General features: G+C 68.6%; 25 protein-coding genes. 18 read left to right on the forward strand and 7 right to left on the reverse strand.

Going from position 1 to position 23,174, the window contains the following annotated elements:
* Positions 1 to 56: 56 nt before the first annotated feature.
* Positions 57 to 1,442 (forward strand): MFS transporter, encoded by a 1,386-nt coding sequence (locus tag IL252_RS12075; RefSeq protein WP_208628199.1) that lies wholly within the window; start codon positions 57 to 59, stop codon positions 1,440 to 1,442.
* A 5-nt stretch (positions 1,443 to 1,447) separates the two neighbouring features.
* Here the strand turns inward: IL252_RS12075 and IL252_RS12080 are convergent, their stop codons facing one another.
* Positions 1,448 to 2,476 (reverse strand): LLM class flavin-dependent oxidoreductase, encoded by a 1,029-nt coding sequence (locus IL252_RS12080; protein WP_208628200.1) that lies wholly within the window; start codon positions 2,474 to 2,476, stop codon positions 1,448 to 1,450.
* A 120-nt stretch (positions 2,477 to 2,596) separates the two neighbouring features.
* Between IL252_RS12080 and IL252_RS12085 the strand changes: the two genes are divergently transcribed.
* From IL252_RS12085 to IL252_RS12105, 5 genes are all read left to right on the forward strand, one after another.
* Positions 2,597 to 3,778 (forward strand): MFS transporter, encoded by a 1,182-nt coding sequence (locus IL252_RS12085; protein ID WP_208628201.1) that lies wholly within the window; start codon positions 2,597 to 2,599, stop codon positions 3,776 to 3,778.
* A gap of 122 nt (positions 3,779 to 3,900) precedes the next feature.
* The gene (locus IL252_RS12090; RefSeq protein ID WP_208628202.1) at positions 3,901 to 4,188 is read left to right on the forward strand and encodes an amphi-Trp domain-containing protein; all 288 of its coding nucleotides are present in this window, start codon (positions 3,901 to 3,903) and stop codon (positions 4,186 to 4,188) included.
* A gap of 437 nt (positions 4,189 to 4,625) precedes the next feature.
* Complete coding sequence (locus IL252_RS12095) at positions 4,626 to 5,135, forward strand: hypothetical protein (protein ID WP_208628203.1); 510 nt, start codon at positions 4,626 to 4,628, stop codon at positions 5,133 to 5,135.
* A gap of 147 nt (positions 5,136 to 5,282) precedes the next feature.
* Positions 5,283 to 5,741: an NYN domain-containing protein gene (locus IL252_RS12100; RefSeq protein WP_208628204.1), complete on the forward strand. Its 459-nt coding sequence runs from the start codon at positions 5,283 to 5,285 to the stop codon at positions 5,739 to 5,741.
* Positions 5,742 to 5,775: 34 nt separating this feature from the next.
* Entirely contained in the window at positions 5,776 to 6,621 is an 846-nt protein-coding gene (locus tag IL252_RS12105) for a TatD family hydrolase (RefSeq protein ID WP_208628205.1), read from the forward strand.
* Between the two features lie 82 nt (positions 6,622 to 6,703).
* Here the strand turns inward: IL252_RS12105 and trkA are convergent, their stop codons facing one another.
* Together trkA and IL252_RS12115 are read right to left on the reverse strand one after the other, a co-directional pair.
* Positions 6,704 to 8,041 carry a Trk system potassium transporter TrkA gene (gene trkA / locus IL252_RS12110; RefSeq protein WP_208628206.1) on the reverse strand — a complete coding sequence of 446 codons (1,338 nt, stop codon included), beginning with the start codon at positions 8,039 to 8,041 and terminating at the stop codon, positions 6,704 to 6,706.
* 64 nt (positions 8,042 to 8,105) lie between these two features.
* Positions 8,106 to 9,668 carry a TrkH family potassium uptake protein gene (locus IL252_RS12115; RefSeq protein WP_208628207.1) on the reverse strand — a complete coding sequence of 521 codons (1,563 nt, stop codon included), beginning with the start codon at positions 9,666 to 9,668 and terminating at the stop codon, positions 8,106 to 8,108.
* A 183-nt stretch (positions 9,669 to 9,851) separates the two neighbouring features.
* Between IL252_RS12115 and IL252_RS12120 the strand changes: the two genes are divergently transcribed.
* The 12 genes from IL252_RS12120 (at position 9,852) to IL252_RS12175 (ending at position 19,449) form a co-directional block, all read left to right on the forward strand.
* On the forward strand, positions 9,852 to 10,421 hold the full coding sequence (locus tag IL252_RS12120; protein ID WP_208628208.1) for a response regulator: 570 nt from the start codon (positions 9,852 to 9,854) through the stop codon (positions 10,419 to 10,421).
* 87 nt (positions 10,422 to 10,508) lie between these two features.
* A complete protein-coding gene (gene cbiT, locus IL252_RS12125; protein WP_208628209.1) occupies positions 10,509 to 11,069 on the forward strand; it encodes a precorrin-6Y C5,15-methyltransferase (decarboxylating) subunit CbiT in 561 nt (186 codons plus the stop codon).
* Positions 11,066 to 11,836 carry a cobalt-factor II C(20)-methyltransferase gene (locus IL252_RS12130; protein WP_170093903.1) on the forward strand — a complete coding sequence of 257 codons (771 nt, stop codon included), beginning with the start codon at positions 11,066 to 11,068 and terminating at the stop codon, positions 11,834 to 11,836. The genes cbiT and IL252_RS12130 overlap by 4 nt, the downstream gene beginning before the upstream one ends.
* Positions 11,833 to 12,696 (forward strand): cobalt-precorrin-4/precorrin-4 C(11)-methyltransferase, encoded by an 864-nt coding sequence (locus tag IL252_RS12135; RefSeq protein ID WP_208628210.1) that lies wholly within the window; start codon positions 11,833 to 11,835, stop codon positions 12,694 to 12,696. The genes IL252_RS12130 and IL252_RS12135 overlap by 4 nt, the downstream gene beginning before the upstream one ends.
* Positions 12,697 to 12,698: 2 nt before the next feature.
* The gene (gene cbiG, locus IL252_RS12140) at positions 12,699 to 13,691 is read left to right on the forward strand and encodes a cobalt-precorrin 5A hydrolase (protein WP_208628211.1); all 993 of its coding nucleotides are present in this window, start codon (positions 12,699 to 12,701) and stop codon (positions 13,689 to 13,691) included.
* A gap of 1 nt (position 13,692) precedes the next feature.
* Positions 13,693 to 14,679, forward strand: coding sequence for a precorrin-3B C(17)-methyltransferase (locus IL252_RS12145; protein ID WP_208628212.1), 987 nt, complete (start codon positions 13,693 to 13,695; stop codon positions 14,677 to 14,679).
* Between the two features lie 2 nt (positions 14,680 to 14,681).
* The gene (gene cobJ, locus IL252_RS12150; protein WP_208628213.1) at positions 14,682 to 15,656 is read left to right on the forward strand and encodes a precorrin-3B C(17)-methyltransferase; all 975 of its coding nucleotides are present in this window, start codon (positions 14,682 to 14,684) and stop codon (positions 15,654 to 15,656) included.
* Positions 15,646 to 15,888 carry a ferredoxin gene (locus IL252_RS12155; RefSeq protein WP_208628214.1) on the forward strand — a complete coding sequence of 81 codons (243 nt, stop codon included), beginning with the start codon at positions 15,646 to 15,648 and terminating at the stop codon, positions 15,886 to 15,888. Before cobJ ends, IL252_RS12155 begins: the two co-directional genes overlap by 11 nt.
* A complete protein-coding gene (locus IL252_RS12160; protein ID WP_208628215.1) occupies positions 15,881 to 16,597 on the forward strand; it encodes a cobalamin biosynthesis protein in 717 nt (238 codons plus the stop codon). The genes IL252_RS12155 and IL252_RS12160 overlap by 8 nt, the downstream gene beginning before the upstream one ends.
* On the forward strand, positions 16,594 to 17,826 hold the full coding sequence (locus IL252_RS12165; protein ID WP_170093896.1) for a CbiX/SirB N-terminal domain-containing protein: 1,233 nt from the start codon (positions 16,594 to 16,596) through the stop codon (positions 17,824 to 17,826). The genes IL252_RS12160 and IL252_RS12165 overlap by 4 nt, the downstream gene beginning before the upstream one ends.
* Positions 17,823 to 18,194: a DUF3209 family protein gene (locus IL252_RS12170; RefSeq protein ID WP_170093895.1), complete on the forward strand. Its 372-nt coding sequence runs from the start codon at positions 17,823 to 17,825 to the stop codon at positions 18,192 to 18,194. The genes IL252_RS12165 and IL252_RS12170 overlap by 4 nt, the downstream gene beginning before the upstream one ends.
* Positions 18,187 to 19,449 (forward strand): PQQ-binding-like beta-propeller repeat protein, encoded by a 1,263-nt coding sequence (locus IL252_RS12175; RefSeq protein ID WP_208628216.1) that lies wholly within the window; start codon positions 18,187 to 18,189, stop codon positions 19,447 to 19,449. The genes IL252_RS12170 and IL252_RS12175 overlap by 8 nt, the downstream gene beginning before the upstream one ends.
* A gap of 83 nt (positions 19,450 to 19,532) precedes the next feature.
* Here IL252_RS12175 and IL252_RS12180 read toward each other — a convergent pair whose 3' ends face one another.
* The 4 genes from IL252_RS12180 to IL252_RS12195 are packed head-to-tail and all read right to left on the reverse strand — an operon-like array spanning position 19,533 to position 23,151.
* Positions 19,533 to 19,862, reverse strand: coding sequence for a ferredoxin (locus IL252_RS12180; protein ID WP_208628217.1), 330 nt, complete (start codon positions 19,860 to 19,862; stop codon positions 19,533 to 19,535).
* Positions 19,862 to 20,755: a CbtA family protein gene (locus tag IL252_RS12185; protein ID WP_208628218.1), complete on the reverse strand. Its 894-nt coding sequence runs from the start codon at positions 20,753 to 20,755 to the stop codon at positions 19,862 to 19,864. Before IL252_RS12185 ends, IL252_RS12180 begins: the two co-directional genes overlap by 1 nt.
* 2 nt (positions 20,756 to 20,757) lie before the next feature.
* Positions 20,758 to 20,946 (reverse strand): CbtB domain-containing protein, encoded by a 189-nt coding sequence (locus tag IL252_RS12190; protein WP_153553019.1) that lies wholly within the window; start codon positions 20,944 to 20,946, stop codon positions 20,758 to 20,760.
* Positions 20,947 to 20,997: 51 nt separating this feature from the next.
* Positions 20,998 to 23,151 (reverse strand): ATP-binding protein, encoded by a 2,154-nt coding sequence (locus IL252_RS12195; protein WP_208628219.1) that lies wholly within the window; start codon positions 23,149 to 23,151, stop codon positions 20,998 to 21,000.
* Positions 23,152 to 23,174 lie beyond the last annotated feature (23 nt).

The raw sequence follows: 23,174 nt of genomic DNA on the forward strand, positions 1-23,174 counted from the left end.
CGACAGGTGGTTGCCGGTTCCCGCACGTTTAGGCCCGAGAGTGCGAACGGAGAGCCATGACGGCGGACGCCAGCGACGACGCGAGCGTACTGGCCCCCTTCCGGCAGTTTTTCGCACTCGAACGAGACGTACTCGTCCTCTCGCTGGCGATGTTCGCCTTCAGCCTCGCCTTCCAGATGACGAGCCGATACGTCCCGGAGTACCTGAACGTACTGGGCGCGAGCGCCGGGGTGATCGGTCTCTACGGGAGCGTGGGCAACCTCGTCAGTGCGGTCTACCCCTATCCGGGCGGCGCCCTCTCGGACCGGATCGGCTCGCGGCTCGCGCTGACGCTGTTTGGGACGGTCGCGACGGCCGGCTTCCTGCTGTGGTACCTCGCCTCGTTCGTCCCGACGATCTCGGTGCCGGTCGTCGAGTTCGCCCTGCCGGTCGCGGGCACGGTAGCGGTCGGTGGGGCCGTCGAGCCGTGGGTCTGGCTGTTCGTCGGGCTCTTTTTCACGCAGGCCTGGAAGTCGTTCGGACTGGGCGCGACCTTCGCCGTCGTCAAGCAAAGCGTCGCGCAGGACCGCCTCGCGATGGGGTTCGCCAGCACCGAGGTGTTCCGCCGGATCGGCTTCCTGCTGGGGCCGCTGCTCGCGGCCGGCCTGCTCGCCGTCGCGGCCGACTTCGTCACCGGCTTCCAGTGGCTCCTGCTCGTCGCCGTCGCCTTCGGCGCGGTGGCGACGGTCACCCAGCACGTCCGCTACGACGCCAGCGACGACACGATCGGCGAGTCCTTCGAAGGCATTTCCGGCGTCGTCGCCGACCTCCGAGCGATGCCCGCGACGTTGCGGCCGCTGCTGGTCGCCGACACGCTCGTGCGCTTCGCCAACGGGATGGTGTACGTCTTCTTCGTCATCGTCGTCACCGACTTCCTCGCCGTCGGTTTCGACATCGCCGGCCGCTCGCTGCGGCCGGACGCTTTCTTCGGCCTCTTGCTGGGCGTCGAGATGGTGGTCGCGCTGCTGTCGATGATCCCCGTCTCGAAGCTCGCCGAGCGGACCGGGCTGAAGCCGGTCGTCGCCGTCGGCTTCATCGTCTACGCCCTCTTCCCGCACCTGTTGATCTTCGCACCGGCCGACCAGTGGGTGCTGGTCCTGCTGTTTGCCTTCTCCGGGCTGCGGTTCGCTGGCCTGCCGGCACACAAGGCGCTGATCGTCGGCCCGGCAGAGCGGGACGCCGGCGGACGCGTCACCGGGACCTACTACCTCCTGCGCAACGCGCTCGTGATCCCGAGCGCCGCGCTGGGCGGGTGGCTCTACGGGAGCGACTGGACGCTGACGACCGGCGTCGGAACGATCGCCGCCGGCCCGAAGCTGGCGTTTGCCGTCGCCTCGGCGATCGGCGTCGTCGGCGTCGTCGTCTTTCTCGCGTTCGGCCGCGAGTTCGAGGCCTACGCGTAGGGTCGCTACCGGGGCGTGATCCCGACGCCCTCGGCCAGTAGCTCGTGGGAACGCATCGCGTCGTCGTGGTCCGCGACGACGTGCTGGATCATCACCTCGTCGACGCCGACGCGATCCGAGAGCTGTTCGAGCAGGCCGGCCAGCGTCTCCGGACTGCCAGAGATGGCGCGGGGCCACTCGTCGTCGTCGAGCGTGGCCGGCGTCGGTTCGGGAACGGCCCCGAGTTCGTCGATGGCCTCCTCGACGGACGGCGTCGTCCCGACGACGCCTCGCTCCATCCGTTTGTACGACGCCTCGGCCACGGCGCGGAGCCGCGCCGCTTCGGCGTCGCTCTCGGCGGCGACCGCGTTGACCGCGATCATGCCGTCGGGTTCGTCGATACCACCGGCGAGCCGGCTGGGCTGGAAGGCCTCGCGGTACGCCTCGAAGGCGTGCGTGGCGAACTGCGGACGGATGAACGCCGCGAAGCAAAACGGCAGACCGAGTTCGCCAGCGATCGTCGCACTCGACGGACTCGATCCGAGCACCCAGGGCGCGGGAGGGGCCGCGTCCGATCGCGGGATCTCGACGTCGCTGTAGGCGTGTTCCGGCGGATAGTCGTCGTAGAGGTGGTTGACGACCGCCTCGATCTTCTCGGCGTGGTCCTCGTCGGGGTTCTGGACGTGGCGGTCGGTCCCCAGCGCGCGGTCGACGGCCGGCGAGCCGTTGGCCCGGCCCAGCCCCGCGTCGATCCGACCGGGCGCGAGCCCGTCCAGCGCGCCGAACTGCTCGGCGACCTTGAACGGACTGTAGTGGTTGAGCAACACCGCGCCCGATCCGAGGCGGATCTCCGCCGTCTCGGCGGCCAGGTGGCCGAGCAACACCTCCGGCGTCGTGCCGGCGAGCCGGTCGCCCATCCCGTGGTGCTCGGCCACCCAGAACCGGGAGTAGCCGAGTCGTTCGGCCTGTTGTGCGGCCGCGACGGTGTTGGCGTAGGCGTCGGTCGCGGTGCCGCCGTTCGGGACCGGCGAGAGGTCGACAACTGAGAGGTCCATAGCCACAGCCCAGAGAGTCCGACGGAAAACGGTTTGGCTCGCGCCCGTCCCGGCCGGTAGTTCGCCCGCGGGCGGTCCGAACCCGACATTCGTATTATCCTCGCGACCCAATCGGCGACCGTGAGCGAGCGACGAGCGCGGGGGGCGCTGGCCGGCGTCGTGTTCCTGGTGTTGCTGGCGCAGGTGTTGCTCTACCCGGGCATCGACAGGCTCGTGGCTGCGCTGGGGGCGACGACCGACCTCCGGGCCAGCATGTGGTTTCTCGCCGCCGAGTTCGGTGCCTTCGTGCTCTGTGCCGGCGTCTGGGGGCTCGCAAGCGACGCGACCGGCAGGCGGGTGCCCTACATCGTCGCCGGTGCCCTCGGGGGCGCGGCTGGCTACGCCGCGTTGCTGGTCGCCCCCCGGCTCGGCCCCGCCTTCCTGACCGTCCTCGGACTGCGGATCGCCCAGGGAGCGATGACGATCGGTGCGTTCTCGCTGGCGATGACGATGCTGATGGACCTGGGCGGGGGCCACGGCCGCAACATGGGAGCGGCGGGGATCGCCATCGGCTCGGGAACGGCACTGGGTGCGCCACTGGGCGGGCAGCTGTACGAGATCGGCCCGCTGGTCCCGGTGGCGGGCGCGAGCGTCCTCCTGACCTGTAGCGCGGTCCTGGCCGTGACGGTGACCGACCGAGCGCCGACGGACCGGCGCGGCCTCGGCGCAGCCGTCGAGAGCGTCACCGCACGGCCGCGGCTGGTCGTCCCCTACGCCTACGGCTTCATCGACCGCTTTACCGCCGGCTTCTTCGCGCTGGTCGGGACGCTGTACTTCCGGACGGCCTTCGACCTCTCGCCGGGCGCGACCGGGATCGTGCTCGCGCTCTTTTTCGCGCCCTTCGCGCTCCTGCAGTACCCCTTCGGCGTCCTCTCGGACCGGATCGGGCGAACGGGTCCGATCGTCGCGGGCTCGGCGTGCTACGGCGTCGCGGTCGTCGGCGTGGGGCTCGCGCCCCGGATCGATCTGGTCGGGCTCGGTATGGTCGTGGTGGGGATCATCGGCGCGCTGATGGCTCCGGCGACGATGGCACTCGTGACCGACCTGGCAGCCCCCGAAGAACGCGGAGCGGCCATGGCGGGGTTCAACATCTTCGGGAGCGTCGGCTTCCTCGCAGGTGTGTTGATCGGCGGCACCGTCGCGGAGCGGGCCGGCTACGTCACCGCCTTCCTCGTCACCGGCGGGATCGAGATCGCCATCGCGGCCCTGACCCTGCCCGTGTTCCTCCACTGGCGTCGCCGCGGCGCGGCCCCGAGCGCGTAGCCGGCCGCTCTCGTCGCCACGGAGGGTCGACGCGCTCGGTCGCACGGACGGGGGTTGGGCGATCATGTCAACCAATTCAACTGTTGTGAGACTATATCAGTACGGGGCTCCAACAGAGACGTATGCCAGAAGAAGTCCTCTTCGAGTCCGAAGCGATGCAAAGCAAGCGCGACGTTGCCACGTACCTCCGGCGGGTCGCCGACAGCCTCGACGAGGGCGGGCCGATCACGCTGCGTTCGGGCGACCAGTCGGTGACGATGGAGCCCCCGGAGACTGTCGAGTTCGAGGTGAAAGCCGAACGGGAGGGGCCCGTCGACGCCGACGGCGAACTCAGCGTCGAGTTCGAACTGGAGTGGCCGGAGAACGCCGACGCCGACGCGTCGGCCAGCGGGACGCTCGAAATCGAGTGAGATAACCGAGGATGTCGTCGATAGCTCTTCGAGACGGCTTACCGATGCATCGAGGGCTTCCTCATACTGCCAGCTGTCGCTGTTTCAAGATATTCGCGACCCCGTGGTCGCGAAATTCTTCACAGACGTACAGCCGGCAGTATCAGGCAATATCTCATTCGGATTTATAGTAGTCATTGAAAGTCCATGTACACCCGATCGCACGACAGCAGTGCGATCGGTGTGTAAATCGTTTCAATTGTTACTATACCACTCGCGAGTAGCCTGATGGACCACTATCGAAACGAGTGCAGCAAGTGCAGACATGTCGATCAGCGACCGCCGACGCGCCGAGGCCTTTCGGCGGCTTGTCCGTCGCGCTAAATTCTCATCTCAGCGCTGGCTTTAGACATGCCGTATTTTTAATAGTTTTGCGAATGTCATTTAAACCATCGATAATGACAACAAGAAGGAAGTATATCGCTACAGTAGGGACAGCGGCCGTTGCCGGCTGTCTTGGAGGTACAAGTTCGAAGTCCCGTATCCAGTTTACCACGGAAGAACCACTATTCGAGGATGAGAGTCGGTGGGACGATACCCCGTTTACGGCGGCTGTCTTCGAGACGCCAGACGATGCGAACGAAGCGATAAACGACGATATCTCTTACATCGACGATATCGAACACCATCTTCAATTCGACCCTGGCGAGACGTTTTTGACAGTCTTTGCATCCACCCTCCGACTCACCGAGGAGGGGCGAAACAAGGGCTGGTGCCCTCGTCACTCGATCGACGGGGACCAAGTCACGTTCGAGATTCCTCTCGATGAGTGGCCGGAACCACTTGAGGAATCGGCAAACTGGGTTATGGTAAACGTCTGGAGCAAATCATTGTTCGGGAACATCCCGAGTCGAGCATCAGTCACCGTCGAATTTCCGCCGGACGACGTGCAGACATGTACTGATTGATTGGCGTAACGTGCGTCGTGATGGGGCTGCTGTCTCCGCTGTCCGGGCGTATCGGCAGCACGACGGACATTGGGAAAAAGCGGCGGTGGCGATTCGATCACCCACCAGAGCGGTAACCCCTTTAGGCGTCGGGTCGGACCGGCAGGTATGAAACTGCTGGGTCGGCTCCTCGGGGACGACGGCGAGACGGGTGAGCCACGGGTGGGACTGTTCGTCGACGGACCGAACGTGCTCCGCAGCGAGTTCGACGTGGATCTCGACGACGTGCGCGAGGAGGCCGAGCAGTGGGGGCGGCTGGCGATCACGCGACTCTACGTGGACGAACACGCCACGCCGGGCCTGATCCAGGCCGCAGAGGCGCGTGGCTTCGAGGTCATCGTCACCAGTGGCGACGTGGACGTGAAGCTGGCCGTCGACGCGACCGCCGCGGGAGCCGACGGGGCCATCGACCTGCTGGCGATCGTCTCGCGGGACACCGACTTCAAGCCCGTCCTGGAGAGTGTCGGCGAGCGGGGCATCCAGACGCTGGCGATCGCGCCCGGCGAACACGGCCGCTCGGACGCCCTCAGGAACGCCGCCCAGAACGCGACGACGCTGGAGGAGTAGAACTCCTTTTGGGCCGTCCACCCCACGACCGCGTATGGACGAACTCGACACGCCGGTGCTGGACAACCACCTGCACCTCGATCCGGTCAACGGCCGCGGCGTCGAAGCCGTCGGGGAGTTCGCCGACCACGGCGGGACTCACCTGAACGTGCTGAACAAGCCGTCGTGGAACCTCGTCGAGGCGGCGACCGACGAGTCGATCTTCCGGGAGTGTTTCGACCTGACCGTCGACGTGACCGAGGCCGCCGACGAGGTCCTGCCCGGGCGGGCGTGGCCCGTGCTGGGGGTCCACCCGGCGCTGATCAGCCAGCTCGTCGACGAGGGTTACACGCCCGCAGAGGCACGGGACATCATGCAGGCCGGGCTGGACGTGGCCGCCGAGTACGTCGCCGACGGCCCGGCGCTGGCGATCAAGTCCGGACGGCCCCACTACGAGGTCGACGACGCCGTCTGGGAGGCGTCGAACGCGGTGATGCGCCACGCCTTCGATCTGGCCGGCGAGGTGGGCTGTGTCGTCCAGCTCCACACGGAGGGTGGCGAGGACTTCACCGAGATCGCCGAGTGGGCCGAGAGCGAGGGGCTGCCCCGCGAGCAGGTCGTCAAACACTACTCGAACGGCCGCGTCCGCGGCCCGGTCAAGAGCGTCATCGCGAACACCGAGGACATCGCAGACGCCGTCGAGACGGGCGAGCCGTTCCTGATGGAGACCGACTACATCGACGACCCCGACCGTCCCGGCGCGGTGCTGGGACCGAAGACCGTCCCGCGGCGGGTCCGGTGGCTCCTCGAAGAGGGCCACGACGAGGCCGTCCGCCGGGCGCACGTCGAGACGCCCGCCCGCGTGTACGGCATCGACACCGAGGCGACGCTGGACGAGTGAGGACACCCCCGAGGCCCCACGAGGCTGGTTGGGACGGCGAGACTAGCGGCCGGCGACCGTGACCCACCGGGGCGACGACGGCTCAGATAATCGCGCTGACCTCGTCGACGATTGCCGATTCGACGAACACGATAGCGTGGTCACCGACTTCGATCGTCGTATCGCCCCGTGGCGTCACGAGTGTGCCGCTGCGGGAGACCGCCCCGACGACGACGCCCGGCGGGAGGTCCTGGACGGCATCGGCGATCCGACGACCCGCGAGCACGCTGTCGGACTCGATCTCGATCTCGACGACCTCCGCCAGGTCGTGTTCGAGCATTGCGATCTTCTCGGTTCGGTTGTCCCGCGTGAAACGGACGATCTCCTCGGCCGTCTCCTCGCGGGGATTGACGGCGATATCGACGCCGACGGTCTCGAACAGGTCGGCGTACTCGACCTGGTTGACGACGGCGATCGTTCGGTCGACGCCGATGCGCTCTGCCAGCAGCGAGACGAGCAGGTTCTTCTCGTCGCTTTCCAGGGCAGCGACGACGACGTCTGCCTCGTCGACGCGCTCCTGGAGGAGAAACTCCGAATCGGTCGCGTCGCTCTGGAGGACGGTCGTGTTCGGGAGCTGTTCGGCCAGTTCGCGGGCCCGATCCTCGTCGCGCTCGATCAGTTGTGGATAGTAGCCGTGTTCTTCGAACAGGCGCGCGACCTGGAACCCGATCTTGCTGCCGCCGACGATGACGACCGAGTCGGCCCCGTTCTCGTCGCCCGCACAGACCGTGTCGGTCGCGAAGTCGGCGATCGAATCCGGGCTCCCGATGACGACCACCCGGTCGCCGATCTCGATGACGGTGTCGCCGGTCGGAATGATGACCGTCTCGTCTCGGAACAGGGCGGCGAACGTCAGCGACGCGTAGCGGTCCGCTTCTCTGACGGACTGGCCAGTGACCGGACTGTCCTCGTCGATCTCGAACTCCGCCATCCGGACGATTCCGCCCGCGAACGTGTCGACGTCCTGGGCACCGGGCACGCCGGAGATACGGAAAATGGCTTCTGCGGTCAGCAGGTCGGAGCTGACCATGAAGTCGACATCGAACGCCCGGTTCGTGTTTTGCCACGTCTCCAGGAGGTCCCGGCGCTTCACCCGCGCGATGGTGAACGCGTCAGAGATCGCCTTTGCCGCACCGCAGGCGACGATGTTGGTCTCGTCGATGTCGGTACTGGCGATCAGCATATCGGCCTCTTCGACGCCGGCCTCTCGGAGAACGTCGAGTTTGGTACCGTCCCCCTCGATCGCGAGAATGTCCAGCGAGTAGGTGAGTTCTTCGACGAGTTCGGCGTCGCGTTCGACGACCACGACGTCGTGTCCGTCGGCGAGGTTCGCGGCGATCGAGCGGCCGACCTCACCGGCCCCGACGACGATCACGCGCATACGGTCCACTCCCGTGTCATTTCCACAACCTTCCGGAGGTGTCGGCAAGTACGTTACGGACCCGCTACGATCGGTCCAGGCGGCCGACGAACAGCGCGAGTACGGGGACGATCTCGAGGCGGCCGATCCACATCAGGAACACCATCAACAGCTTCGAGGTGCCCGGGAGATCGAGGTAGCTCCCGAACGGCCCCAGACGGCCGAATCCCGGGCCGATGTTTCCCAGTGCTGCCAGTGAGGCACTGACCGACTCGAGGACGGTCAGGTCGTACCCCACTCGCGCAGAATCGAGACCGAGGAAGACTGCACTGATACCGAACAGCACCAAGTACAACAGCGTAAATCCCATGATGCCACGGATCGCGTCCTCGTCGACGACCTGTCCCGCGAGCCGGACCGGACGAACGGTGTTTGGATTCGCCGTCGTGAACAGTTCTCGACGGACCGCTTTGAACACGACGAGCCACCGGACGACTTTCACGCCCCCGCCGGTCGATCCGGCCGAGCCACCGATAAACATCGTAAACAGCAGGAAGATCTTCGTGTGGTCGTCCCACTGGGCGAAGTCGCTGGTCGCGAATCCCGTCGAGTTCAGCAGAGAAGCGATCTGGAATGCCGCCTGGCGCAGCGCGTTCTCGGTCGCGCCGGCCGTCGTCCCGCCGAGTTCGAGCGGCGGTGCGGCCCCGCGGAACAGGAGCGCCGACAGCACGGCGATCAGTACCGCCGTCGCGCCGGCGTAGGCCCGGAACTCCGTGTCTTCGAGAAGCGATCGGAACTCGCCGCGGACGACGTGCCAGAACAGGGCGAAGTTGACACCAGCCGCGACCATGAACGGGATCGCGACCCACTGGACGATCGGTTTGAACGCGGCGATACTGTCGGCCTCGGGCGAGAAGCCGCCAGTCGGCATCGTCGAGAACCCGTGGGAAATCGCGTTGTACAGGGTCATGTTCTCGGCCAGCCCGACGAACTGGAGGCCGTACATCGCGACGACGTACAGCACCGTGAAGCCGAAGTAGATCAGCCACAGCGCGCGGGCCGTCTCGACGATCTTGGGGGTGAGCTTCTGGAGTTCCGGACCGGGGGCCTCAGACTGCATCAGCTGTGCGCCGTTGACCGCCAGCTCCGGCAGAATCGCGATCATCAGGACGATGATCCCCATGCCGCCCAGCCACTGGGTGAGCTGTCGCCACATCATCACCGCGTGAGAGTGGCGATCCGTGCTGATCTCGCCCAGCACCGTCGCCCCCGTCGTCGTGAAGCCGCTCGTCGACTCGAAGAGCGCGTTGACCGGATTGGCCAGCGTCGACGCGGGCGCGCTCGGGGCCATCACGAACGGGATGCCGTTCCCGGCGATCAGATAGGGGATCGTCCCGACGACGGCCGCGGCCAGCCACGCGAACGAGACCAACACGAGCGCTTCGCGGGGGCCGACGTCAGGCTCTGGATCGAGCTGTTCGAGTGCCAGTCCAAGTACGGCGGTGGCGGCGATCGACACGACGAAGACGGCGATGTCCTCGCCGTAGATGATGGCGACGACGAGGGGCACCAGCATCGTCAACGAGAGGTACTTCACGACGGTGCCGACGAGGCTCGTGCTGGCCCGCCAGTCGACGCCCCAGCTCACGGCCGACCACGCCCGTACATCACTATAGGGTATCCGACTGCCGGACACTATCAAATCACCGGAACGCTCGTGGTGGTTTCGTGACGAGAAAGGCGATGCGAATCGACGGCGACCGAGGACGCCACGAGGGAGTGTCCCGACTGCAGTCAGCTTCTTTGCGTCAGGGTCCCTACGACTACAGACGTGGCACGAACGGATCACCAGTCGCTCGTCCTCGTCGTCGAAGACGAGGAGAGCGTGGCCGAGACGTACGCGCTCGCCCTCGACGAGGCGTTCGAGACACGCGTCGCGATCGGCGGAGCCGCCGCGCTCGATGCCATCGACGAGGACATCGACGCCGTGTTGCTCGACCGGCGAATGCCGGAGATGCACGGCGACGAAGTGCTCGCCGAGTTGCGCGAGCGAGGGTACGACTGTCCCGTGATCATGGCGACCGCCGTCGGTCCGGACCTCAACATTCTGGAGATGGACTTCGACGACTACCTGACGAAACCGATCGACAACGAGACGCTACGCGAGACGATCGCCCAGCACGTCGATCGAGAGCCCGACGAGCGACTCGACGAGTTCTTCGAACTCCGGTCGAAACTCGACGTGCTCGAATCCGAGCACCCCGAGTACGAACTGGCCGACAGCGAGGAGTACCAGGAGCTAAAGCGGCGGGCGAGCGAACTCCGCGGCCAGCTCGAAGCCGAGATCGACGACTTCGAGAGCGTCGTCGAGATCCACGAACAGATCGAGCGGGGAAACTAGGGCCGCCGTCGGGACCGGCACAGGGAAAGTTCCCTTGGGGTAAAACAATCAAAATTGTTTTACGCGCAACGAGCTTTGTGTTCGCCGATGGCGCACGTATCGCTTCCTCACGACGCCAAGGCAGGCCCGACGAAGCCGGAAGTCAGGGCCGTCCTGCTCGACAAGCTCGCTCTCGGCCCGGACGACCACTTCGCGGAAGTCGGCTCCTGTACCGGTGCCGTGACGATCCAGGCGAGTCGCCGCGCCGGACGGGTCACCGCACTGGAACGCAAGGCAAGTAAGGTTGCAACGACGCGCAAGAACCTCGCGGCCAACGACGCGGCCGTCGACGTGACCGTCCGCGAGGCCGAGGCCCCCGACGGACTCCCCGACGACGCCGACGCGCTCTTTCTGGGCGGGAGTCGGAACTACGAGGCGATCCTCGACCACGCCGTCGAGACCGAGGTCGACCGCGTCGTGATGAACGTCTCGCGGCTCGAAGTGGCGGGTGCCGCGACGGCGGCGTTCCGCGAGCGAGAACTCCTCGACGAGGTCGTCCAGTTCCAGGTGAGTCACGGCTACGAACTCGCCGGGGCGACGAGCTTCGACGCCGAGAACCCGGTGTACATGCTCGTCGGCGGCGCGGGGAACCGGGAGGGAGAGCAGTGACCCTCTACGGCGTCGGGCTCGGCCCCGGAGACGCCGACCTCGTGACCGTGCGCGGGCGCGAGGTCCTCGAAACCGCCGACGTGGTGTATACGCCCGGCAGGCTCTCGCGGTCGGTCGCGACGACGTACGTCGACGAGGACCGAATCGGCGACCTCGACTTCCCGATGACCCGCGACGAGGACGAACTCCGCCGGGCCTGGAAGGCGGCCGCCGCCGAGATCGCACCGCGAGCCCGCGACGGGACGGCGGCGTTCGTGACGCTCGGAGACCCGAACGTCTACTCGACGTTCGGCCACCTGCGCCGGACGCTGGACGCGTTCCACCCCGACGTGACCGTCGAGACGGTCCCCGGCGTCAGCGCCGTCAGCGCGTTCACGACGGCGCTTGGCGTCGAAGTGGCGGCCGGCGCGAGCCTCACGCTCCACGAGGCCGCCCGCGGCGCGGCCCCGACCGGGCCAGATCGGATGGTGCTGTTCAAGGTGACGGACGTGCCGGCGACCCACGAGCGACTCGTCGACGCCGGCTACGATGTCGTCTACGGCCGCCGGCTCTACATGGAACAGGGCGAGACGGTCGTCACCGACGACCCCGAGGAACTCACGGAACGGGACTACTACACGCTGGCCTACGCCGAGAAGCGAGAACTCGACGCCGAACCGGCGACGGCGACCTTCGAGACGGCAGACGAGCGAGGGGAGGCCGGGACGGCCGTCGAGACGACCGACGGCGATGCCAGCGCCGACGTGTCTGCGGGGGGACAGCGATGACGGACCCACAGGACGCGATCGACGCGGCCGCAGACGACCGCGCGGACCGCGACGACCGGATCCAGGCCCACGCCGCTGGCGACGTACAGGACGGGATCCCCTTCGTCGGTGCCGGCCCCGGCGATCCGGGACTGCTGACGGTCACCGGCAGGGAGCTCGTCGAGGACGCCGATCTGGTCGTCCACGCCGGCTCACTGGTCAACAGCGAGCTGCTCGACGCCTACTGTGCGGACGCCGAGCAGGTTTCGAGCATCGGCAAGGACCTCGAAGAGCTGGTGCCGCTGATGCGAGACGCCTACGAGGACGGACGAGACGTGGTGCGGCTCCACAGCGGCGATCCGGCGATCTACGGCGCGGCGCTGGAACAGATGGACGCGCTGGAACACGAGGGCGTTCCGACCTACATCGTCCCCGGCGTGACCTCGGCGTTCGCGGCGAGTGCGACGCTGCGGACCCAGCTGACCCTGAACGGCGTGGCGAACCACGTCGCCTTCACCCGTCCGCAGGGCAAGACCCTCGACGCCGAGGACGACCACATCAGCGAGTTCGTCGAGATGGGCGACGTGACGACCTGCCTCTATCTGGGGACTCACGCCGTCGCCGAGACGATGGACCGCCTGCTGGACGACGGCCACGACCCGGACACGCCCGTCGCCGTCGTCTATCACGCCTCCTGGCCGGACGAGGACGTGATCGAGGGGACTGTCAAGACGATCGGCGACCGCGTCGAGGCCGCCGGCTACCGCGCCTCGGCGCTGGTGGTGATCGGCGACGCGGCCCGGAAGGCGGGCTACGAACGGTCCTACCTGTACGACGGCTGGGCGAATCGCGACGAAAGCGAGAGCGAGGCAGACGACTGACAATGAGCATCGACAACGACGACACCGAGACGGACGCATCGAGCGACGGATCGAGCGGCCACTGTTCGACGCCCGACTCAGACGGGGAAGTGGCCGAGGAGATCGCGATCATCAGCTTCGAGCGCAAGCTCGACACCGCACGCGAGATCGTCGCCGAGATCGGCGACGACTACGAGACCGTCGACATCGTCGAGTACCACGGCGACGTGTTCGAGGAGTACTGGGGCGAGTACGACTGTTTCGTCGGCCTGATGGCCTCCGGCATCGCGATGCGAAAGACCGCGCCGCTGCTCGACGACAAGTGGGACGATCCCGCGATCGTCGTGATCGACGAAGCCCTGACGTGGGCCATCCCGATCACCGGGGGCCACCACGGTGCCAATCAGGTCGCCAACGACCTCGCGCAACTGGGCGCAGTCCCGGCGATGACGACCGCGAGCGAGGCGGCGGGCAAGCAGGGCGTCGAGAGCAAGGCCAAGGCGCTGGACACCCACGTCGTCAACGGCGACTCGACGGTGGCGACGAACCTCGCGGTGCTGAACGAGGAACTGGGTCCCGTCGCCCGCCTCGACGGCCCGAAAGCCGTCCTCGTGGGCGACGACGTGACCGTGCTCAAGCGCAACGAAGACGACGGCGTGGTGCTGGGGACCGGAACGGTCTCGGGCGTCGACAGCCAGCAGGTGCTCGACGCCTGGGACGCCGCGCTCGACGATCTGGGACTCGACCGCTCGGACGTGGAGTTCGTCGCGACCGGGACCCGCAAGGAGGGCGAAGACGGCCTCTACGAGGCCGCCCAGGAGATCGGGGCCGGCGTCGTCCTCTTCGAGAAAGAGACCCTAGAAGCGTTCGAGGGCCCCTCGCCCTCCCGGTCGAAGGAACTGATCGGCTGGCCGGGCATCGCGGAGGCCTCGGCCATCGCGGGCGGCCGAGAGCACGACCTCGCCCGCGAGAAGGAGCGCTTCGACGACGCCGTCACCGTGGCGGTGGGGCGGTAGGATGGCGGGCGAGTCGCCCGACAACTCGGACGCGAGCGGCGAGAGCCGACCCGCGAGCGAACCCCCAGACGACCACGGGACCCTCTCCGTCGTCGGCATCGGTCCCGGCCTCCCCCACGCGATGACACAGGAAGCGAAAGACGTGATCCGCACCGCGGACTGCGTCATCGCCTCCAACCTCTACCAGGAGTTCCTCCGCAAGGACGGGACCCTGCCCCCGGAGAGCGCGGCGGTCGAGGCGGCCGCAGACGGGGGTTCCGCGAGCGAAGCGAGCGGAACCTCGTCGGGCCACAGGTCCGACGGCGGGACCGAGAGCGAGTCGGGAACCCTCCTCGAACGACCGAACGGGACCCGCCAGGAGCTCGTACGGTCCTCGATGGGTCGCCAGATCGAACTCGCCAGCGAGGCCTTCGAGCGGGTCCGCGACGGCCAGGACGTGGCCCACGTCTCCGGTGGCGACCCGAACGTCTACGGCAAGAGCGATCTGCTGTACACGATGGCCGAGGCCGAGGGCGCGACCGACGTGCCCATCGAGGTCGTCCCCGGCGTGACGGCGGCGCTCGGCGGCGCGGCCAACCTCGGTGCGCCCCTCTCGAACGACTTCTGTACGATCTCGCTGTCCGACAAGTGGCGCGGCTGGGACGAGATCGAAGAGAAGCTCCGGGCCGCTGCGATCAGTGGCTTCGTCGTCGTCCTCTACAACTGCTGGCGCGACTACGAGCGCGCCATCGAGGTGCTCAGAGAGGAGCGGGCCGACGACGTGCCGGTGGGCATCTTCAACGACGCCGGCCGCGGCGCGGCCGGTCGGAATCTGGAGGACGAGACCCACACGATCACGACGCTTGGCGCAGCGACCGACCACGACGACGAGGTCGGCGGCATGGGCACCTCGATCCTCGTGGGCAACCACGAGACCGAGGTCTGGGAGAACGACTACGGCAAACACCTCGTCACCCCGCGCGGCGGGCGTGACGTCGACGACTTCTGACAATGAGCACTGACGACACCACCGACGCGAGTAGCACAGACGCAGAATCGAAGTGCGGTGCCAGCAGCACCGACGCAGGGAGCGACGACAGTACGTCCAAGTGCGGCGCGAGCACCGACAGCTCGTCGTCCAGTTCCGGCTGTGGCGGCTCGGACTCGACGACCGACGAGAAGGTCGGCGCGACCGTCGACGACTTCGACGCAGCGCCCGGTCGCCTCGTGGCGGTCGGGCTCGGTCCCGGCCAGCCAGAGGGGATGACCCAGCGAGCGCGGGGCGCGCTGCTCGAAGCGGAACACATCGTCGGCTACACGACCTACGTCGACCTGCTGCCCGAGGAGGTCACCGAGTCGGCCGAGGAACTGTACGACACGCCGATGTGTGGCGAGGTCTCTCGGACGGAGGAGGCCATCGACCGCGCGCTGGCGGGCAACGACGTGGCGATCATCGGCAGCGGCGACCCCAACGTCTACGCGCTCGCCGGCCTCGCACTGGAGATCCTCGAATCGAAGGGCGGGACGGCGAGCGCCGTCGACTTCGAGGTCGTCCCCGGCGTGCCCGCGGCCCAGTCCTGTGGCGCACGGCTGGGCGCGCCGCTGGTCAACGACACCGTCAGCGTCTCGCTGTCTGACCACCTGACGCCCATGGAGACCATCGAGTCGCGCCTGCACGCCGTCGCTGGCGAGGGCTTTACGATCGCCATCTACAACCCCTGGAGCCGCAAGCGACGGGAGAACTTCCAGCGGTGCTGTGAGATTCTGCTGGAACACCGCGAGCCCGACACGCCCGTGGGGATCGTCCACGGCGCGGGCCGCGAGGACGAGGCCGTCGAGATCGTCGAGCTGGGCGACCTCGAAGACCTCGGCGAGACCGACCTGATCGACATGACGACGACCATCCTCGTGGGCAACGAGGACACCTACGTCTGGGACGACCGGATGGTGACGCCGCGGGGGTACGAGTCCAAGTATGACTACTGAGTACCGCGTGGCGCTCGACCGGGAGGCCTGCGACGGCATCTTCGCCTGTCTCGTCCGTGACGATCGATTCGTCGAGGCCGCCGACGGGCTGGCGACGATCGGCGCGGGAGCGAGCGACCCCGACGAGACCGTCGTCGCGACGTTCGACGACGACCGGATCGAGGACGCCAGACAGGCCGCGGCCGCGTGTCCGGTCGACGCGATCTCGGTGCGGGAGGACGACGATGAGTGACGCCGACAGCCCCGACCCGACGACGCCGAGAGTCGCCGAGGACCTGCTGACGGTCACGCCCGGAACGGCGTACTTCTGGGGTCGGGTCGCCGGAGACGGCGATCTCACCGCGGACTGCGTGACCGTCCGGGCGGGCGACGAGACGGCTGCGGACGCGCTGGCGGCAGTCGCCGGTGCCGACCGCACCGACCGCGATCACCGCGTCGCAGAGCGCGAGTCCGCACACGACGCCTCGATCGTCCGGTACGAGGACGCATACGAGCTCCAGGTGTTCGGCCCGCCCGCGGACCGAGCGAGCGCGGCGCTCGGCCTCCCGCTTGACGGCCAGCCCGGTGGCTACCGCTTCGACGCCTTCAGCGAGGAGCGGGCGGCGCTGGTGCGTGGCCTGCTGGAGGCCTGCGGGACGGTCTGTTTCCGCGAGTCTGCCGGGTCGGTCGGGGTCTCGTTCGTCCACGACGACGAGCGCCTGCTGGCGACGATCCAGTCGCTGCTCGCCGAGGCAGCGCCGACGGTGCCGACGGACGACCGCTCGGAGACGTCCTCGGGGGGCTACTGGTTCGGACTCGCAGACGACGCCGACGTGGCGGCGTTCGCAGAGTGGGTGTACGCCGGCAGCGACGAGACGGGACTCTACTCGGCGGAGCGCCGCCAGAAGCTCCGGCGCAGCGTCGAACGCGCCACCGGGAGCGACGTGGGGGGGTTGGAATGACCGCCGACGCCGCCGCGACGCCGGTCTCGCTCGACGACGAGGCCGTCCTGCTGGTCGGGCACGGCTCCCGACGAGAGAAGTCGAACGAACAGGTCCGGGAGCTGGCCGCGGCCGTCGAGGAGCGCCTCGGCGTGCCGACCGACGCGGGTTTTCTCGAACTCGCCGAGCCCTCGATCGACGAGGCCATCGCGGGACTGGCGGCGTCGGTCTCGCGGGTCACCGTCGTCCAGCTCTCGCTCTTTGCCGCGAGCCACGTCAAGAACGACGTGCCGCTGGCGGTCGAGCAGGCCCGTTCGTCTCATCCCGACCTGACGATCCACAACGGGGCACACCTCGGTGTCCACCCGGCGATCGTGGACCTGCTGGACGACCGCGCGGCGACGGTCGAGGCGGAACTCGGGCTCGACCGCACGGCGGACGATCTGACGGTCGTCCTCTGTGCGCGGGGCTCTAGCGACCCCGACGCCAACAGCGACGCGCACAAGCTGGCGCGCCTGCTGTACGAGGGCCGCGCATTCGACCACGTCGAAACGAGCTTCATCGGCGTGACCGAGCCGCTCCTGGAAGACACGCTGCACACGGTCGCAAAGCGGCGACCGGACGGCGTCGTCGTCCTCCCCTACATGCTCGGCGACGGGGTCCTCACCCAGCGGATTCGAGACCGCGCCGACGCGTTCGACGAGGAGTACCCCTACGTCGACGCCGCGGCCGGCGATCCCCTCGGGACGGACTCGCGGCTGCTGGACGTGCTGGGCGACCGCTGGCAGGAGGCCCGCACCGACAGCGTCGAGATGTCCTGTGACACCTGCAAGTACAAGGTCGAACTCGACGGCTACGAGGAAGACGTGGGCGGCGCGCGGGCGATGCTCCGGGCGCTGACCCACCAGGAGACCCACGCCGACCGCGAGAACGTCGACGACGAACCCCACGCACACGACGCCCCGGAGAAACACGTCGCCGTCTGTACGAACCAGACCTGCGCGGCCGACGGCTCGGCCGCCGTCTTGGAGCGGCTCCGGCAGGCCGAACGCGACTCGGAGGCCTGTGACGCCCGCGTGACCCGCTCCTCGTGTCTCGGTCGCTGTGGCGAGGGGCCGATGGTCGCCGTCTACCCCGACGGCGTCTGGTACGGCGGCGTCGGCGAGGACGACGCCGAACGGATCGTCTCCTCGCACCTCGACCGTGATCGCATCGTCTCGGAACTCGTCGATCAAACACTCTCACAATGAGCTGCTACGAAATCGAAGCACTCCGACTCGGACTGATGAACGTACTGGGAAGTGAAGACGAACACGCGCGCGAGCACGCGGAGCGAGAGCTCGAGGGCGAACTCGACGGACCGATCGAGGCGCTGGCCGAGGCCCAGTCGCTCTCGGCCATCGAGCGCCACCTCGACGCGGCGCTGGTCGATCTCGAAGCCGAGATCGCCGAGGCCGACCCGGAGAGCCAGGAGTACGACTACATGCGAGGGCGACTCGTCGCGGTCCGGGACGCCGAGCGGGCGGTCCACCGGCTGACGAGCCAGGGCGAGAGCGTCCTCGACGGACTGGGCGAGGCCCACGACGTGCTCCACGAAGCCTTCCCGGTCGATGAGTGACCGGCCGGAGCCACAGTCGGTCGGCCTCGGCGATCCACCCCCGGCGCGGTCGCGCCACGCCGGCCGGCGCTCGGCAGTCGCGCTGACGGGAGAGCTGGTCGTCGTCGGAACGGCCACGGGCGACGTGATCGCGTTCGACCACGCCACCCTGACAGAGCAGTGGCGCGCGGACGGCGAGGAGTCCGACGCTGCCGTGGTCGCGCTCGCGGCGTTCGGTGACGCGGTGCTGGCCGGTGAGCGAGGCCCAGACGGGCGAGTCCGGTGCTACGAGGCGGCGACGGGTCGACGGCGCTGGCAGCACGCGACGGCAACAGAGATCGGCGAGCCACAGAGAGAGACGCGGTTCTTCTTGCCGTTCGTCGCCGACATCGTGACCGACGAGGACCGCGCGTACGTCGCCGCCCGCCGCTACGAGCGCGACGGCGACCGACGCTCGTTTCGGAGCGTCGTCTCCGCGTTCGCCGACGACGGGACGCGACGCTGGCAGTTCGAGGCCGACGCGTCGCCGATCAGCCTCGACCGGCGAGACGACCGCCTCGCGGTCGCGTACAACCGCTGTCCCGGTGACCACCAGCAGGGTCTCGTCGTCCTCGACGCCGAACGCGGGACGAGCCACTGGCAGTGGGATCCCGGCGGCGACGGACAGCGACGGGTCGGTGACGCCGCGCTCGTCGAGGACGGTGCCGTCGTCGCGAGTCACGGCGACTACTGTGGCTACCGCCTCGACGACGGCGGCACCGTCCGGTGGCGCGCCGAGCTGGCGACGCGGACGACGGTCGGCGACGAGACGCTGTACGCGTACCCGAACCACGTCGCCGCCGGCAGCGAGGCGGCCGTCTTCGTCACCGGCAACACCTACGCCGTCGACAGTCGCGAGACCGACGCTCTCCACCCCGCAGAACACACCGCCTTCGGCTACGGACCGGACGGCCAACGTCGGTGGTCGGCCGACGTGGGCGGATTTGCCGGCGAGATCGCCGTCACGGACCGTCACGTGGTCGTGCCGGGCGCACAGCACTTCCGGACGCGCGATGTCGACTGCCACGGCCTCCGGGTGCTGTCGGCTCGGGACGGCCCGGTAGCGAGCCGCGAGACCGACGGCATCGTCACTGCGGTCGCGGTCGACGGAGACCGCGTGGTCGCCGTCGAAGAGCCGGTCGTCTACCACGACGACGGCACCGAGCGCGGTGCGTATCGTCTCTTCGTCGATCGTGCGGCGAGAAGCCAGTCGGCGAGCAGTCCACAGCGCCGGTAGCCCGCCCGGCAGTTTCTCCGCGACACGCTATCTCGAAGCAGTCTCGTCACGCCGGTCGGGTGAAGCTATTCGTGAGGACGAAATCAGTCGCTGCCGAGCCGGGACCCGTCGGGACCGAACTCCTCGGCCAGCAACGCGGCCACCTCGTCGGGCCGTACGTCGGCGTACCAGTTGCTCCGGGGGTGGACCGCGATCGCCGCGCCGTCGGCGCTACAGAGTCCGAGACAGCCCGTCTCGGCGACGTAGACGCGCGACCACAGCAGATCGCGCTCGCGGAGCCACTCGACGACGGCGTCGAAAACTGCCTCGCCGCCGGCCTCGCCACAGCAGGCGTGCTCCTCTCGGCCGTTCGTACAGACGAGGACGTGATCGGAGAAGCCTCGCTCGTGGACCTCGGCCGTGCGTTCCTCCATCAGTCCGCGGTGAAGGTGGCGTCTGTCCGTGCGGACGGGGTCGCCGGTCGCGACGGATCGTCACCGCCCAGTCGCGCGTGCGTCGCGGCGAGGGCCGTCCACAGGAGGAGCTGGCCGAAGACGACCGTCCCGAGCAGTCCGTCGGCGAGGGCCGGTGAGAGCGAGCCGGTCGCCGGTCCGAGCGGCGTGAGCGTGGCCGGAACCGCGAGCAGCCCGAACGGGACCAGCGCGGCGACCGCCGCCGCGGGGCGACCGTACCGGTCGCGCAGTCGGTCGTAGCACACCGCAGACAGCAGGCAGACGACCGCGCCAGCGACCATCATGCCGGCGTAGAGCACCATCCCGGTGTCCGTCGGGATGGCGCGTTCGACGCCCGGAAGCGACGGCGGGAGGAGGAGCCACGGCGCGCCGGAGACGGTGACGAAGCCACCGACCGCGAGCAGCGCGCTCTGGACGGCCCCCTCGCCGGGAACGATCGGTTCGAGGACGTAGCCGGCGACGCCGAACACGACCGTCCCGAGCAACAGGCCCCACAGCACGCTGGCACCGACGCTCACGACGTTCGTCACCGTCGCCGAGACGGCGCTCTCGTGGTGGCCGCCGGCCTCGGCGTGGCCTTCTTCGGCGTGTTCACCCTCAGCGTGGCCCGCTTCGGCGTGTTCCCCCTCGGCGTGGCCTTCTTCGGCGTGTTCTCCCTCGGCATGGCCTTCTTCGGCGTGTTCTCCCTCGGCGTGGCCCGCTTCGGCGTGTTCGCCGGAGGTTCCGGCCTCGGCGTGGCCGTGCGTGTCGGCCGCGGCGACGAGCGGATTGGCGACCAGAGCGACGAGCAGTCCGAACAGCAGGCCCGCGACCAGCCCCGCTTTCGCGCCGCGGAGGATGTATTCGGCGAGCATGATCAGTGACAGACGACCCCCGCCGCGTGTCGGAAGTTGTGCATCGAGTCGTGGGCCATCGGTGCCTGGAGGAAGACCAGCGCGAAACCAAGCGCGGCCACGAGCGCGATGCCGGCGAGTAACTGTGTCGGGGTCAGTTCCGTCTGTGCCTGTGCGACGCGACCCGAGACGGTGTCGGTAGTAGTCGTCATTGAAACCACGATTGACTAAACACAAACGAGATTGTAAAACTTTCGTCTCTGTTAAATCTCGTTTGTGCTGGCGGCTCCGGCGGCAGCGTCGATCCGTTCGGCCGAGAGCGCGTCCAGGGGCACGCACCGGCCGTCGGTCTCGTCGGCGATCAGCCCCGTGAGGCCGGTGTCGCCGTCGTCTCCGGCGTCGACGACCACGACGGAACTTCCGCGCGCGGCGATCTCGCGAGCCGCGTCGCGGGTCGCCTCGGTCGGGCTCCCGTCGGCGACGTTCGCTCGCCCGTCGGTCACGAGGACGACGACGCTGGCGGCCGGATCGGCCCGCCGGATCACGTCGCCGGCAGCGCGCAGTCCCGCCGGCAGGGGCGTCCGGTCCCCCGTCGGGAGGTCCTTGAGGTGTCTGGCCGCGAGCGTGACGCTGTCGGTCGGGGGCAAGAGCACGTCGGCCCCCTCACCGGCGAAGGTCACGAACGCGACCTCGTCGCGCTCCTGGTAGGCGTCTTTCAGGAGTTCCAGCACCGTCCCCTTCGCGGCCCGCATCGCCGGCCGCATCGACGCGCTCGCGTCGACGGCGAAGACCACGAGCACGGCGCTGTCCCGTTCCCGGACCGACTGGCGGAGGTCGCGAGAGTCGACGCCGGAGTTGCCTCGTGCGGTCGCGGCCCGGACCGAGGCCGCGGCGTCGATCTGGCGGTCCGAGTCCGCGCGCTGGGTCCTGACCCGCGCACCCTCCCCGTCGACGGCGGGAGTGACCGAACCGCGTCCGCCGCCGGCCCGGCCCTCGGCGACGGCCTCGGGCGGGCTGAGGTCGGGCGCGTCGCTCTCGCCGACCGGCGTCGGAGACTGGCCGGGCACCAGCGGCGTCCCCTCGGTCTGTTCGTCGCTCTCGCCGCCGGACTCGTCCTCGCCGGAGGCGTCCCCGGCGTCGCCGGCCTCGGAGCCGGGCGGCGGTGACGGGGCGTCGTCTTCGCCGTCGTCGGCCGCCGGCTGCTGTGTCTGCCCCTCGTCGCCGTCCGACGTGTCGCCTGCACTCTCTTCGTCGGCAGTGTCGTCCGCGCTCTCCTCGTCTGTGGCCTCGCCGTCAGCGTCGCCACCACCCTCCCCCTCGTCCTCACTCGGGTCTCCGTCGCCGTCCGCGTCGGTCTCGTCTCGCTCGGACTCACCGCCGCTCTCGTCGTCGAAGTGGTCGTCCAGCAGCTCTGAGGCGTCGGGCGCGTCCTCGAAGGGGCGCGATCGGAGTCGGTGGGGCAGGGCCATAGCGGCCGCCCGCCGTACGTCGGATTCGAGGACCTTCGCGCGGCCGTCGAGTGCCGCGAGGGTGCGAGCGGCGCGGGCCGTCGCGATGTCCGCGCGGTGGCCGTCGACGCCCGCGTCGCGGCACAGCTCGGCGATCTCGGTGGTGAACTCGGGGGGCAGCGTCACCGCCGACAGCCCCGCTCGGGCCTCGCGGAGCTGGGTCCAGCGCTCGTCGTCGGAAACGTCGGTCTGCCGGTCGCCGTCGTCGCCGTCTGCAAGCGCCTGCTCGATGATCGCGACCCGGTCGTCGAGGTCGTCGGCACCCGTGACGGTCGCCTGGAGCGCGAAGCGGTCCCGTAGCTGGGGCCGTAGTTCGCCCTCCTCGGGGTTCATCGTCCCGACGAGGGTGAAGTCGGCGGGGTGGGCGACGCTCACGCCGTCGCGCTCGACGCGGTTGGTGCCGCTGGCTGCGGCGTCCAGCAACACGTCGACGAGGTGGTCGTCCAGCAGATTCACCTCGTCGACGTAGAGGATGCCCCGGTTCGCTCGCGCCAGCAGGCCGGGGTCGAACTCGTAGTCGCCAGCGAGCGCGTCGGCGACCGAGAGGGTCCCGACGACGCGCTCGCGGGTCGCGCCGAGCGGGAGAGTCACGAGCGGGACCGGACGCTGCTCGGTCGGCGGATCGGTTCGCTCGCGACAGTCCTCACACTGGCGGTCGGGCTCGTCCGGCGGACAGCCGTACGGGCAGTCGGCGACGGCGGTCTGGTCGGGGAGCAACGCGGCGAGCGCCCGCACAGCCGTCGACTTGGCGGTGCCCTTCTCGCCCTGAATCAGCAGTCCGTCGAGGTCGTCGTTGGCCGCGACGGTCAACAGCGCCTCTTTGAGCTCCGCCTGGCCCACGATGTCGGCGAACCCGAGTTCGCCCGCCCGCCCGGGCGAAGCTTTTTTGCCGCCACCGAAATCAATCATGCTTGTATTAGGACAATGGAGGT

Source organism: Halomicrobium sp. IBSBa, from assembly GCF_017612575.1.
Taxonomy (GTDB): Archaea; Halobacteriota; Halobacteria; order Halobacteriales; family Haloarculaceae; genus Halomicrobium.

What these genes read in the sequence shown, in the direction of transcription:
- IL252_RS12185 (WP_208628218.1), bottom strand. Translation starts at nt 20,755, where the DNA reads ATGCTCGCCGAATACATCCTCCGCGGCGCGAAAGCGGGGCTGGTCGCG.
- IL252_RS12095 (WP_208628203.1), top strand. Translation starts at nt 4,626, where the DNA reads ATGACAACAAGAAGGAAGTATATCGCTACAGTAGGGACAGCGGCCGTT.
- cbiG (WP_208628211.1), top strand. Translation starts at nt 12,699, where the DNA reads ATGAGCATCGACAACGACGACACCGAGACGGACGCATCGAGCGACGGA.
- IL252_RS12155 (WP_208628214.1), top strand. Translation starts at nt 15,646, where the DNA reads ATGACTACTGAGTACCGCGTGGCGCTCGACCGGGAGGCCTGCGACGGC.
- IL252_RS12075 (WP_208628199.1), top strand. Translation starts at nt 57, where the DNA reads ATGACGGCGGACGCCAGCGACGACGCGAGCGTACTGGCCCCCTTCCGG.
- IL252_RS12080 (WP_208628200.1), bottom strand. Translation starts at nt 2,476, where the DNA reads ATGGACCTCTCAGTTGTCGACCTCTCGCCGGTCCCGAACGGCGGCACC.
- IL252_RS12190 (WP_153553019.1), bottom strand. Translation starts at nt 20,946, where the DNA reads ATGACGACTACTACCGACACCGTCTCGGGTCGCGTCGCACAGGCACAG.
- IL252_RS12165 (WP_170093896.1), top strand. Translation starts at nt 16,594, where the DNA reads ATGACCGCCGACGCCGCCGCGACGCCGGTCTCGCTCGACGACGAGGCC.
- IL252_RS12090 (WP_208628202.1), top strand. Translation starts at nt 3,901, where the DNA reads ATGCCAGAAGAAGTCCTCTTCGAGTCCGAAGCGATGCAAAGCAAGCGC.
- IL252_RS12180 (WP_208628217.1), bottom strand. Translation starts at nt 19,862, where the DNA reads ATGGAGGAACGCACGGCCGAGGTCCACGAGCGAGGCTTCTCCGATCAC.
- IL252_RS12160 (WP_208628215.1), top strand. Translation starts at nt 15,881, where the DNA reads ATGAGTGACGCCGACAGCCCCGACCCGACGACGCCGAGAGTCGCCGAG.
- IL252_RS12135 (WP_208628210.1), top strand. Translation starts at nt 11,833, where the DNA reads ATGACGGACCCACAGGACGCGATCGACGCGGCCGCAGACGACCGCGCG.
- trkA (WP_208628206.1), bottom strand. Translation starts at nt 8,041, where the DNA reads ATGCGCGTGATCGTCGTCGGGGCCGGTGAGGTCGGCCGCTCGATCGCC.
- IL252_RS12170 (WP_170093895.1), top strand. Translation starts at nt 17,823, where the DNA reads ATGAGCTGCTACGAAATCGAAGCACTCCGACTCGGACTGATGAACGTA.
- cbiT (WP_208628209.1), top strand. Translation starts at nt 10,509, where the DNA reads ATGGCGCACGTATCGCTTCCTCACGACGCCAAGGCAGGCCCGACGAAG.
- IL252_RS12145 (WP_208628212.1), top strand. Translation starts at nt 13,693, where the DNA reads ATGGCGGGCGAGTCGCCCGACAACTCGGACGCGAGCGGCGAGAGCCGA.
- IL252_RS12100 (WP_208628204.1), top strand. Translation starts at nt 5,283, where the DNA reads ATGAAACTGCTGGGTCGGCTCCTCGGGGACGACGGCGAGACGGGTGAG.
- IL252_RS12105 (WP_208628205.1), top strand. Translation starts at nt 5,776, where the DNA reads ATGGACGAACTCGACACGCCGGTGCTGGACAACCACCTGCACCTCGAT.
- IL252_RS12195 (WP_208628219.1), bottom strand. Translation starts at nt 23,151, where the DNA reads ATGATTGATTTCGGTGGCGGCAAAAAAGCTTCGCCCGGGCGGGCGGGC.
- cobJ (WP_208628213.1), top strand. Translation starts at nt 14,682, where the DNA reads ATGAGCACTGACGACACCACCGACGCGAGTAGCACAGACGCAGAATCG.
- IL252_RS12175 (WP_208628216.1), top strand. Translation starts at nt 18,187, where the DNA reads ATGAGTGACCGGCCGGAGCCACAGTCGGTCGGCCTCGGCGATCCACCC.